Origin of the sequence: Mucilaginibacter sp. SG564 (assembly GCF_013149275.1) — a bacterium.
GTDB lineage: Bacteria > Bacteroidota > Bacteroidia > Sphingobacteriales > Sphingobacteriaceae > Mucilaginibacter.
Genome location: NZ_JABGNA010000001.1, coordinates 554,378 through 567,473, shown reverse-complemented (window position 1 = coordinate 567,473; position 13,096 = coordinate 554,378). Strand labels below are relative to the sequence as shown.

At 43.8% G+C, this 13,096-nt stretch carries 9 protein-coding genes; 4 read left to right on the top strand and 5 right to left on the bottom strand.

Annotation, left to right across the window (positions count from 1 at the left end; all coding sequences use genetic code 11):
* Positions 1-35: 35 nt before the first annotated feature.
* The 3 genes from FHW89_RS01950 to FHW89_RS01940 all read left to right on the top strand — a co-directional run bounded on the left by FHW89_RS01950 (position 36) and on the right by FHW89_RS01940 (position 3,699).
* Positions 36-851, top strand: a complete 816-nt coding sequence (locus FHW89_RS01950) for an AraC family transcriptional regulator (RefSeq protein ID WP_172333319.1) — start codon at positions 36-38, stop codon at positions 849-851.
* A 40-nt stretch (positions 852-891) separates the two neighbouring features.
* Positions 892-2,433, top strand: a complete 1,542-nt coding sequence (locus FHW89_RS01945; RefSeq protein ID WP_172333318.1) for an FAD-dependent monooxygenase — start codon at positions 892-894, stop codon at positions 2,431-2,433.
* A gap of 63 nt (positions 2,434-2,496) precedes the next feature.
* Positions 2,497-3,699 carry a TCR/Tet family MFS transporter gene (locus tag FHW89_RS01940; protein ID WP_172333317.1) on the top strand — a complete coding sequence of 401 codons (1,203 nt, stop codon included), beginning with the start codon at positions 2,497-2,499 and terminating at the stop codon, positions 3,697-3,699.
* Positions 3,700-3,722: 23 nt separating this feature from the next.
* Here FHW89_RS01940 and FHW89_RS01935 read toward each other — a convergent pair whose 3' ends face one another.
* The 5 genes from FHW89_RS01935 to FHW89_RS01915 all read right to left on the bottom strand — a co-directional run bounded on the left by FHW89_RS01935 (position 3,723) and on the right by FHW89_RS01915 (position 10,026).
* The gene (locus tag FHW89_RS01935) at positions 3,723-5,429 is read right to left on the bottom strand and encodes a hypothetical protein (protein ID WP_216650446.1); all 1,707 of its coding nucleotides are present in this window, start codon (positions 5,427-5,429) and stop codon (positions 3,723-3,725) included.
* A 171-nt stretch (positions 5,430-5,600) separates the two neighbouring features.
* Positions 5,601-6,503 carry an AraC family transcriptional regulator gene (locus FHW89_RS01930; RefSeq protein ID WP_172333316.1) on the bottom strand — a complete coding sequence of 301 codons (903 nt, stop codon included), beginning with the start codon at positions 6,501-6,503 and terminating at the stop codon, positions 5,601-5,603.
* A 293-nt stretch (positions 6,504-6,796) separates the two neighbouring features.
* Complete coding sequence (locus FHW89_RS01925) at positions 6,797-8,038, bottom strand: FAD-binding oxidoreductase (protein ID WP_172333315.1); 1,242 nt, start codon at positions 8,036-8,038, stop codon at positions 6,797-6,799.
* Positions 8,039-8,077: 39 nt separating this feature from the next.
* The gene (locus FHW89_RS01920) at positions 8,078-9,079 is read right to left on the bottom strand and encodes a 4-hydroxyproline epimerase (protein ID WP_172333314.1); all 1,002 of its coding nucleotides are present in this window, start codon (positions 9,077-9,079) and stop codon (positions 8,078-8,080) included.
* 11 nt (positions 9,080-9,090) lie between these two features.
* Positions 9,091-10,026, bottom strand: a complete 936-nt coding sequence (locus FHW89_RS01915; RefSeq protein WP_172333313.1) for a dihydrodipicolinate synthase family protein — start codon at positions 10,024-10,026, stop codon at positions 9,091-9,093.
* Positions 10,027-10,613: 587 nt separating this feature from the next.
* Between FHW89_RS01915 and FHW89_RS01910 the strand changes: the two genes are divergently transcribed.
* Entirely contained in the window at positions 10,614-12,956 is a 2,343-nt protein-coding gene (locus FHW89_RS01910) for a glycoside hydrolase family 127 protein (RefSeq protein ID WP_253952140.1), read from the top strand.
* Positions 12,957-13,096 lie beyond the last annotated feature (140 nt).

The following is a 13,096-nucleotide window of genomic DNA, read 5'->3' as shown; positions in this document are numbered from 1 at the left end:
GCATCAGATATATCCTAAATATGCCACCTCCTAAAATGCAGCACCAAGAATTTGAACCTCCTGAAGAGCTACGGGATACCATAAAATGCTTTTGGTACAACATAAGAGAATCAGGAGAATTACCATCAAGTTTTGAAGTGCAGCCTGATGGCTATGTGGAGATTATTTTTTATTTCGGAGATATCTTCATTTCATACAATGGCGATTTGCAGCCATTACCATCACCGTTTATGATGGGGCTACTCAATCAGCCTGCCCACTTTTACTCAAAAAAACGTTTAGAGATTATCGCCATCAGGTGCTTTCCTTGGACGGTTTTCGATTTGCTTGGACTGCCTTCTGGTGAAGGTGGGGTGCGTACATTTGAGCATCCCATAGCCCAGCTTCAGCCTGCATTAAACAAGTATATTCAAACAGGTAAGATAAACGAAGCGATAGCCGAGGTAAAACAATACTTTATGAATGCACGGTCGAACGTAGCTACCAGCAGCATGCTATTTAAAGCAGGAGTTGCCATGAGAGAGGCAAACGGCACTATGCCGGTAAGTCAGGTAGCGGAGGCTGCTCATGCAACTGTTCGTACCCTCGAAAGAAACTTCAAGCAATCATCGGGACAAACGGTTAAAGATGTATCTGCCCTGATACGTTTTGAGCAGGTACGAAACCAATTATGGACTAATCCAAACGTCAACATTACCGGCTTAGCTCATGAACTGGGCTATACGGATCAACCACACCTAAGCAGGGAATTTAAACGTTACAGTGGAACAACACCAGCTGCCTTCGCGCGAAAAGCCAGAAAAGAAAGACCGGCTATAAGCAATGATTTTGTCGCGTTTATACAATCCTGATACAGGAACATTCGGGAGTTTTGTGTATAAATAATTCAATATGAAAACTACACAAAATCAATCAATATACGATGTAATTATTGCAGGCGCAGGCCCCGTGGGTCTGTTCCTGGGTTGTGAACTTGCCCTGGCCAAATGCACAGTTCTTATACTGGAAAAGGCCGAGAATCCTCATTCACCTCTAAAACAGCTTCCTTTCGGTATCCGGGGGCTTAACGCGCTTTCTGTTGAAGCGTTATACCGCCGTGATTTACTAAAAGATCTTGAGCTACATAAGCGCGTTAAAAACCCACATCAAAATACCAAACAAGGCGCACAACGCCCCGGAGGTCACTTTGCCGGCATTCAATTTCTTGATGCCAACATTGACACTTCACAATGGAAGTATCGCCTGCCAAGTTCCACCGATACCAATTTGATCACCGAAATGCAGGAGCTTGAGACCGTGTTGATCCGTCGCGCGGAATCCCTGGGCGTAGAGATCAAACGCGGGCTGGCCATTACCGGCTTTCATCAAACCCCGGATGGAGTTACCGTTCAATCAGATGAGCAATCTTTTCAAGGTAAATACCTGGTTGGTTGCGATGGTAGCCGTAGCGTGGTTCGTAAAACCGGCGGCTTTGAATTTGCCGGTACCGAACCGGAATTTACCGGTTACTCTACACTGCTTGATATTACGGATCCCGAAAAGCTCAAACCGGGCCGAAACGTGACAGATAAAGGCATGTATATGCAATCGCAACCGGGTTACGTACTATTACAGGATTTTGATGGCGGTGCATTCCATCACTCAAAGAAACCTCTTACGCTTGAACATGTACAGGAAGTGCTGCGCCGCATCTCCAATACCGATGTAACTATCAGTGCCCTGCGTACCGCAACCACATGGACCGACCGTGCACGGCAAGCCACAACCTACCGCAACGGACGGGTATTTTTAGCAGGCGATGCCGCTCATATTCACTCACCCTTGGGCGGCCAGGGACTTAACCTTGGCCTGGGCGATGCCATGAACCTTGGCTGGAAGCTTGCTGCCACCATTCACGGGCAAGCGCCGGAAAGCTTACTGGATAGTTATTATACCGAACGCTATCCTCTTGGGGCACAGGTGCTGGATTGGTCACGCGCCCAGATCGCAATCATGAAACCGGGTACCACAGCCAATGCACTTAACACAATTTTTCGCGACCTGATTAACACCCGCGATGGCGCCACCTACTTTGCAAGCCGCGTATGGGGCATTAACACGCATTATAATCTCGGTAATAATCACCCGCTGCTCGGCCGTAGCATTCCTAACTTTGAGTTGGAAAACGGCGTTACAATTGGCGAATTCATGCACCAGGGTCAGGGAATATTGCTTGACTTTGATTCGAATGCTTCACTTAAAACACTCGCTGGTGAATACGGTAACCAGATCAGGTATGTTTCGGGCCGGGCAAAAGAACAACTAGGCCTAAGCGCCTTACTAATACGTCCGGATGGGTTTATCGCCTGGACTTCTGATCAGGATCCTGACCTTGCAGAAATTCAACGGGCTGCCGAAACCTGGTTTGCTGCTCCACACTATAAACTTACCTAATCTACCCCATTGCACATTTTAATAAGTTCGTTGGCATCATCGTCAACGAACTATTATGCTATCATGAAGAATCCTCTTTTTGTTATTTTCACTGCCATAGCACTTGATGCCGTTGGCATCGGTCTTATATTTCCTATATTACCTGGCTTGCTCCGGGAAGTGACACACACCAGTAATGTAGCTCCTTATATCGGCATAACAACCGCACTTTACGCAGTAATGCAATTTGTATTTGCACCAGTGCTGGGCGCGCTCAGCGACAGACTGGGGCGGCGCCCTGTATTACTAATATCGCTAGGCGGAGCAGCTATCAGCTATGTACTGATGGCATCTGCATCAACACTTTGGTTATTACTGATCGGACGTGCCATCGCCGGACTTACCAGCGCCAATATGGCCGTTGCAACAGCTTATATCACCGATATATCACCAGAAGATAAACGAGCTGGCCGGTTCGGTGTTTTTAATGCCATGTTTGGCGTTGGCTTTATTATAGGCCCCGTTCTCGGTGGTCTACTGGGCGATTACTGGCTACGGCTCCCCTTCATCGTTGCTGCGGGCCTTAATGCTTGTAATATGCTGCTGGCATTATTTGTACTGGCCGAATCGCGCAAAGCTCAGCAAGAGAAGATCGATCTAAGCGCATTAAACCCACTACAGCCAATGAAATGGGCTTTCTCCATGAAAGTGTTAGCGCCATTGATCTTAGTATTTTTCATCTTCAGTTTTTCTGGTGAGGTATATGGCACCTGCTGGGCGCTATGGGGCGCCGACACCTTTAAATGGAATGGGTTATGGATTGGTTTATCATTGGGCGCATTTGGCGTTTGCCAGGCGCTTGTGCAGGCTTTCCTCACCGGGCCCGCGGTTAAACTTATGGGCGATCGTCCAACCATATTTGTGGGTCTTGCTTGTGCATGTCTTGCACTGGTGGTCATGGCTTTGGCAAAACAAAGCTGGATGATTTTTGCGATAATGCCGGTCTTCGCCCTTGGTGGTATAGGCACCCCAGCCCTGCAATCACTGGCTACAAAACAAGTAGAAAAAGGTAAGCAAGGGCAGTTTCAGGGAGTGCTTACCTCTGTTATCAGCCTATCTGCTATTATAGGTCCACTGGTTTTCTCTTCCATCTATTTTCTGGTTCAAAAGCAATGGCCAGGTGCTGTTTGGCTATCCAACATTGCTGTTTATATGATCATCGTACCCATAGTTATGAACCTACGCCTGAAGAAAGAAGAACCAGGCCTCATCAATGACCTGGACTAATGCAATACTATTTATAGTTCAAATCAAGGCTTCTTTATATCGGAAAGATCAAAAAGAACAGTATTCATTTCGGGCTTTAACCGGAACAAAACTCCATTGCCAGGTTTTGAAAAGCTGCCCCTGATTGGTTTAAAAACATAGTCCATACCTTCAAAACTACATGCGATCTGATTATCAAGGATTGCTTCAAAGGGCAATTTCGCGTTAGCAGCGGTAGTCATATCAAAATACCACGTATAAGCATGGTCACTAACCAGCTTCATTTTCAATCGCTTTTCGTCCATATCCATCTCAAAAGATCCCTTAACAGAGGTTAAGGGCCAGGTTACATGTAAGTGACCGGCCTGAGTTTGACTATATACCGGATCTTTCCCTTTTACCAATACTTCCTGCCCATCAATCAATACTTTCAATCTTAGGCCAGCTATTTGATCAGGTTTACTCCAAATATAGCCATCAATAACCGGTAAGGTAAAAAATGAGCATTCATTAGAGGTTGCTACTTGTTTGGTATAAACAGAGGGAAAACTTTCATCAAAAAGATGAAGATCACGAATACGGAGCGTACCATTTTCCCACAACATATTGATCCGGTAAAAACGACTATTGAACCATACGGTTTTCAGATCACTTCCCTCCATATCTTTACTCACCGCGAATGAAGTGGCTGGTGTAACTTTATATTTCTCTTTAAACCAGCGGCCCGAAGTTTCCATAGTTTCCACCCTGATCTTGTGCTCATCTCGTAATCGCGCCAATAAAGGCATCTGTATTTCAAAACCTTTAGCCATAGCATCCCAGGTAAACGAATTTTCCTGCCCCGCTTGTGTATAATTAAATCCAAGACACTTATCCTCTGTAAATGATTTTAAAAACCAATTTACCCAGGCAGAGTCGCCGCCGCCAAATTTGTAAACGGGCTCTAATGTTACCACGCCCTGGCGGGTTGTCCCCAGACCAGTATCATACTGGCGTATGGGATCAGATCCCAGCATCCGGAAGATCGGCACGGGGATCTGGTTCTTTTCGTTTTGAGCAGGCATATAGGAGTTGATCTTGCTCGGATAATAAGCCTGGTTCCAATAACCACCCCAAAGGGTATAGCCATCCGTACCGTATTGATCTTTGCAATTGCTGGACGCCACAATATGGTATTTTTGATACATATAATTCAGGCTGTAACTATCAATGAACCAGGAACCCACAGACTTAGGATAATAACCAAAGATCCGTTTAAATTCGGCCATGTACACATCAATCAGCTTTTCCCGTTCCTCTGGTGTATAGCCGGTGGAAAAACCAATATTGGCGCGCCAGTCCCATGGATATCTTCCGCGCCATTTTAATCCCGCTTTTTCTACCTGTGGCTGGGGTATTTCCCACCAGGCTCCTATCTCAAAAGAATCGCGGGGTAAAGCTTTCAGCAGTTTTTGATACCGTGGGTCAATCAGCGCGTCATATTGTAATAAAAAAGTCCCCCCGAGTTTATACTTCTTCATGATCTCTACCTGCTTCACCACAGTCTGGTACAATACATCCTCGGTAATCGCGGCATCACGGGGTTCCAGTAAACGAATGAAATTGACAATATTAACGATGCGGGGTGTTGGCTCATCTACCGGGGATGTTGCTTTCTGCTTATTTTGATTCCGAAACGAGCTTAACGTACCGATACACAGCAATCCTATTATAAAAGAAGCACCAAAAATTTTACTGATTATATTTTTCATTAACAGATTATAAAGTGGCATTGTGAGGGAAGTTGTTCTATTACGATCTTCTGAACAGAAATACCGGTAAACTTCATCACATAGCGTTATAATGGTTCAGGCTAATGTAATCATAGCCAGATAATCCACTATCCTTGTCTGTCTTTTAAGGAAAAGTTTTTCTATCGTGGTTTAACTGGCAGCCCTGTTAAGACTTACCAGGTTATTGTTATAAGCATCAAGGTAACCACGCGGAGAATTACCAATAATATACTTAAACACACGGTTAAAATTGGTTATGCTGTTAAAACCGCATTTATAGGCAATTGAGTTAATGCTTTCAAATTTGTGAGCGATCAGTTTTTTGCAGGCCTCGTTGATCCTGATCTCATTCAGAAATGAAACAAAGGTATGCCCAGTGTGTTTTTTAAAATAACGGCAAAACGACTCTGGTGTCATATAGGCTACTTTAGCTACATCCTCCAGGGTAATAGGATCGCTATAATGCTGCATGATAAAATTATAGATTTTACCGATGCGTATACCTTCATTTTCGGTGATACCGGGGAGATTACCATAGGTGGATAATGGATCTAATTTATCTTTTAGATTAGTAAGCCCCTTAAGAAGATATAAAAACTGCACAAGCTGATCAGGGCCCGATGCATTTTTCAAAGTGGTCATTATTCGCAATATCTCATCTGTATTCTCACCAGGAATCTTAAACCCTTGTTGATGCTGTTGCATAAATATCCTGCCCGGGGTCATCTCCGGTAAATTAAACAAAGAAGCCAGCGCTTCCTCCGGGTCAAAAAAGATGGTTAATGCTTCTACCTGTTTATTGGTGTTTTGCGCAAAATATTCGGGATTGCTTTTAAATACATGCGGCAAATTGGCTCCTAAAAAGAATATATCACCGGCCGAATAATCATGCATATTATTTCCGGCTATCAAAGTACCCTCCCCTTGCCGTATCCAGGTGATCTGGATCTCTTTATGCCGGTGTAGATAAGGATAATGATGAGGTAGATGAACCTTTTCCACTATTACACTTTTGTCATGAGGCAACGGGATGGTAAATTGTAAAACTTTCATCTTGCTGTGAATTAATTCATTCTGAAATTACATTTATTTAACTCAAAAAACCATTAATCAAACATAAAAAGATAATATCCGGCTATTAGTGGATAATTTATTGTAACATCAGGATAAAAATGCCCTAAAAATTGACGGATAGTTTGCTTTTATTGTTAACTAAACAATTTTAAAATATAGAATAACTATATATAAATATGAATATTTATAATTGTAAATAAAACAATTATAAATAAATTATTAATATAATTCTACTAATAAGAGGATAACTATCATGAGAATTTGAATTTATCCTACCGGTTAGGATCAAAGCCATTAATATTGATGGTTGTTGGTTTACCCGAAATAACTTCAGTTACCAGTAAACCGGTTGCCGCCCCCAAACTTAAACCCATCATGCCGTGCCCGGTAGCTATGGTCAGATTAGCGTATTTATTACTCCTGCCTATATAAGGCAACCCATCTGCCGATGCTGGCCGGAAGCCATACCAGATATCTTTTTGCTGTGGAACAACAGGTTTAAGATCAGGAAAATATTGAGGTACCGACTCTACTATGCCCTTTACTCTGTTCATATTTATCCGGCTATTGATCCGGTCAAGCTCCATTGTTCCGCCGTAGCGTAAACCTCCGTTCATGGGGGTAATAGCAACACGGGCTTCGGCCAATAAGGCTGGGATCTGCATTACATCGGCATTATCCGAAACATTAAAGGAATAGCCCTTACCCGGCATCAGCAGGATTTTCAATCCTAATAATTTGCCTATGGCTGGCGACCATGAGCCACCTGCTATCACATATTCATCAGCTGTAAATTCTTCTCCAGATGCCCATGCACGGCTTACTTTGCCGTTTGAAGTTTCAATTTTTGTAACTTCCTTGTTAGCGATCAAATTAACACCTACAGCCCGTAGATATTTTAATAAAACAGTCATGAGCTTATTGGGCGAAAGGTGCGCATCACAACCGTAATGCACTGCACCCAATACATCCAGATTCAATTTGGGTTGCAGCTTTATGCAGTCGGCTGGTGTGAGCACTTTCATATCCAGGCCTAGTTGCCTGCCCTTTTCAGTCATATGAGCTTCTTCTTCGGCAGCCTTTTCGGTTTTATAAAACATCAAGATACCCTTTTCAATCAAATCAAATTCAAAATCAGGCTCTTTGCTCAGCTCCTGGTAAAGTTGTTTGCTCAATAAAGAAAGTTCTGTTAAAGGAATAGCCGATCTTTCCACATGCTCAGCATTAGCCTTTTTCAGGAATTTAAGGCCCCAGGATATCAATTCCGGATTGAGCGAAGGTTTTACATAGAACGGGCTTTTACTGCTAAACATCCAGCGGATACCCTGACTTACCATACCTGGTGTGGCCAGGGGTATAAAATGACTTGGTACGATCATGCCGGCATTCCCATAAGAGCAATTGTCGGTCATATTTCCTTTATCAACCACGGTAACCTGGTGCCCGGCTTTATGTAAATAATAAGCTGAACTCAGACCAACAATCCCACCACCAATAATCAGCACTTTAGTCATAATGTATTTTTGAGATTTTGATTTTAAAAATAAAGCAAGTTATATCACCTGGAAACCATGAGCGTAAGGATCGTCATCGTCTATTTTAATGGTATTGTAGCCATACACCTTTGCCCAGCCTTCCACACTTGGAATAATGGCATCTATATCATTGATCTTTACCACTTCTTCTACCCTGCCTGTAAATTTACTACCAATAATACTTTCATGGATAAAAGGCTCACCAACCTGCAGCTTTCCCTTGGCATGCCATTGCGCCATACGGGCTGAAGTACCTGTGCCGCAAGGCGACCTATCTATAGCCTTATCGCCATAAAATACCGCGTTCCGGGCTGTGGCATCGGCGGATAATGTAGCCCCGGCCCAGAGGATATGTGTACAGGTATTGATGGTAGGGTCCTGTGGATGCACGAACTCATATTTTTCGTTGATACGTTTGCGTAATACCTGGCTCCAGGCAATCAGTTGCCCGGCGGTATAATGCTCAATCCCTCCAAAATTGGGCTGTGGATCAACTATGGCATAGTAATTTCCACCGTAGGATACATCAATGGTGAGCATGCCCAGGTCCGGGCATTCCACCTGCAGATCTGTTGCTGCCAGATAAGCCGCTACGTTTTTAAGCTTTACCGAAGTAACTTTTTTACCTTCCTGTTTATATTCGATCAATACCAGGCCTGCGGGGGCTTCCATGCGGATGATACCCGGCACTTTAGGTTGTATCAGTCCCTCTTCCACAGCAATGGTAATAGTTCCGATGGTTCCATGACCACACATGGGTAAACAACCACTGGTTTCGATAAACAAAACAGCCACATCATTTGCCGGGTCATGAGGCGGATACAGGATACTACCCGACATCATATCATGGCCCCGGGGCTCAAACATTAGTCCCGTCCTGATCCAATCATACTCCTTCAAAAAGTGCTGGCGCTTTTGACTCATGTTATCGCCCTTTAATGTTGGGCCGCCACCGGCCACCAACCTTACAGGGTTACCGCAGGTATGCGCATCTATGCAAAAAAAAGTTTTACTGGCCATGTGTTTTATTGTTATACAACCACGTTTAATTTACCCCAACTTCCTACAGGTAACAACGGACGAACAGCAAGCGCATCGTTAATGATCTTTTGAACTTTTTCACGCTCAGCACCAACTAATGGCAAACGCGGAGCACGTACATTTTCGGTACCAATACCGGTTGCCACTTCTGCCAGTTTAATGTATTGTACCAATTTGGGATGGATATCCAGCTCCAATACCGGTAAAAACCAACGGTATATAGCCAGTGCCTCATCGTATCGTTTAGCCTTAACCAGGCGGTATATGGCTACAGTTTCTTTAGGGAAAGCATCAACCAGGCCAGCAACCCAGCCGTCTGCACCCATCACCAGGCTTTCCATAGCCAGGGGATCAACACCGGTTAATATTTTAAACCTGTCGCCAAAGCGATTGATCATGCGTGTTACGTTAGATACATTGCGGGTTGATTCCTTTACCGCCTGTATATTATCATAGGCTGCAAGTTGTTCAAACATATCCAGGGTGATCTCTACCTTATAATCAACCGGGTTATTGTAGATCATGATGGGTAGCGGCGTGCTTTTGGCAATAGTACTGATATAAGCGATGGTTTCGCGCTCATCGCTGCCATAACGCATGGGCGGTAATAACATTAAGCCATCAGCTCCATTGTCAAATGCTTTTTGCGCGCAGATAACGGCAGCCTTGGTTGTTTGCTCCGCAATATTGAGTATAACAGGCACTTTTCCCTCCACAAAGGCTGCGGTATGAGCAAGCAGATCGTATTTTTCCTGATCGCTCAGTACGCTTGCTTCACCTAAAGACCCGCCCAGTATAAAACCATCAACACCCGCTTCCAGTTGGGCATTTAAGTTGATATTAAAAGCTTCAAAGTCCAATTCATCATGATTGGTAAACTTGGTAGTTACGGCGGGTAATACGCCTTTCCATTCAAATGCTATCATTGCTAAATGTTTTTTACAAACTTAGTTTCGCAGCCCATATGAATAACTCAATAATTTAACTGGTACTAACCATATTTTATCCAGGCAAACTGTTTTCGGCACTCAAATCGTGATAATTCATGGTGCAAAAAACTTTTTAAACCTTGAATTTTAACACTTTTTTAGTCAAAACGGAGGTAAAAGCGGCTATAAAATATTCAAAACAGCCTCATTTTAACACTTTTTAACAAATTTAAACCCCATTTTGATAAGCTTTTTTAAGGCTTAAAAAAGTATTAAATAATTGACTATCAAATAACTAAATAAAAAACAGACTATCTTTGTTCCTTTCTGCGTTTAACCAAAACAGCCCGCTCGTATTTTTTACATACAAGCGGGCTGTTACCTACACAAATATACTAAATAAATTTGAGGCATATACTGACAGCAAAATGGGGTAAAATCCGGTTATCACCCTGCAAATTATCATCCATCACATTTCTGTACATACCTGTAGTTTTACTTTACATATCCGGAAAACCAAACGTATGATCAAGAAAAGAAAAACAGTCTGCATGCTACCGCTATTCATAATAGCATTTACAAATATGGCCTTTTCACAGCAAAAAGATTATCCTATACAGCCTGTGGTCTTCACCAGTGTTCACGTGAATGATCATTTCTGGCAGCCCAAAATGGAGGTTAACGCCAATGTGACCATCCCCTACGTTTTGGCGCAATGCAAGGCAAACGGCCGCATGGATAATTTTTTAAGGGCCGCCAAAAAACTTGATGGCGATAAACTAAGCGAATTCCCGTTTGATGATACCGATGTATATAAGGCTATCGAAGGAGCCTCCTACTCCATGCAAAACAAAGCTAACCCTCAACTTGATAAATATATCGATACACTGATCAGCATTATCGGTGCCGCACAGGAACCCGATGGTTACCTGTATACCTTCCGTAGTGTACATGCCCAAAAACCGCATGAATGGATAGGCGCCAAACGCTGGGAACAAGAGGAAGTACTAAGCCACGAATTGTATGATTGCGGCCACTTGTACGAAGCTGCCGTTGCCCATTACCAGGCTACCGGTAAACGTACATTGCTTAATATCGCTATAAAAAATGCCGATCTGCTGGTTAGGGTTTTTGGACCGGGCAAGCTGGAAGAATATCCCGGTCACCAGATAGTAGAAATTGGGCTATCAAAAATGTACCGGGTCACCGGCAACAGGCAATACCTTGATCTGGCCAAATTTTTCCTGGATGTGCGCGGCCCCAAGGGCGACGCTTACAACCAGGCCAACAAAAAAGTAGTCGACCAACATGAGGCCGAAGGGCATGCGGTAAGGGCAGCTTATATGTATACCGGTATGGCAGATATTGCAGCCTTAACGGGCGACACCAAATATTTAGCCGCTATTGATGATATATGGGGCGATGTGGTCAACAAAAAACTATACATCACAGGCGGTATAGGTGCAACCGGTAACGGCGAGGCTTTTGGCGACGCGTACCAGTTGCCAAACATGTCGGCTTATGCCGAAACCTGCGCGGCTATTGGTAATGTGTACTGGAACAACCGGATGTTTTTGCTGCACGGCGATTCCAAATATATTGATGTACTGGAAAGAACACTTTACAATGGTTTGCTCTCGGGTGTTTCGCTCAGTGGCGATCGTTTCTTTTACCCTAATCCACTGGCATCTATGTCGCAAAACGAACGCAGTGCCTGGATCAGCTGCGCCTGCTGCATCAGCAACATGACCCGTTTTTTGCCATCGTTGCCGGGGTATGTTTATGCCAAAAACAAAAATGACCTGTACGTAAATCTGTTTATGGGCAATACCAGTAACATCAAACTGGCATCAGGCAATGTGAACATCGTTCAAACAACTGATTACCCCTGGAAAGGCAAAGTTGATATCACGGTTAATCCGGAAAAAAACACCGAATTTACCTTAAGGATACGTATACCAGGGTGGGCCAAACAGCAACCAGTGCCGGGTGATCTATATACTTTTATGGATAAAAAAGTGTTACCCGTGATGTTATCCATCAACGGTAAACCGCAATCATTTGTTACCGAAAAAGGATACGCGGTATTAAAACGTACCTGGAAAAAGGGCGACCAGGTTTCCTTGCTGTTACCCATGAAAACCGAAAAAGTATTGGCCAACCCATTGGTAAAGGATGATATCAATCGTTTTGCTTTTGAACGCGGACCAGTTGTGTATTGCCTTGAAGGCCCCGATAATAAAGACAGCCTGGTTCAAAACATTATGGTTGATAAAAACGCCATTGCCGAGGCAAATTATTATGCCGATCTGCTCAACGGCGTTGATGTGATAAATACCGTGGGTAAAAGCACAAAACGCCAGTTAAACAGCAATCGATTAATCGAGGCCAACCAACAGGTAAAAGCCATTCCCTATTATGCCTGGGCAAACCGCGGACCAAGCGAAATGACCGTATGGATCCCGTACGAAGCTTCGGCTGCAAGGCCAAAACCTGCACCTACCATAGCAAGTACCAGCAAGGTAACATCGTCGTTAAAAAATACCAGGATGTTTGCATCTATAAAAGATCAATATGAACCTGCTGACTCTAAGGATACCAACTACCCTTACCTGCATTGGTGGCCGGCTAAAAACACCAGCGAATACGTACAATATAATTTTGATACCGCACATACCGTCAGCGAATCAAAGGTATACTGGTTTGATGATGGCCCCTGGGGCGGCTGCCGTATCCCGGCATCGTACAAAATACTGTACCTGAAAGACGGTCAATGGGTGCCGGTAAAAAACACTATTCCGTACAATATCAGTAAAGACAGTTTTAATACCGTAAGCTTTGAACCAGTAAATACTACGGCTTTAAGAATGGAAATTCAGTTACCGGCAGATAATTCATCGGGGATACATGAATGGGTGGTGAAGTGAGTAATAAACGATGAAAAGGCATAACGAAAAATACTACTAAAAAAGGGGACTGTCACCCTGAGCGCCGTCGAAGGGTGGAGCTCAGGGCCCCCCACCACCATGCTTCGACGGCGCTCAGCATGACATACTTTTTAGGATAG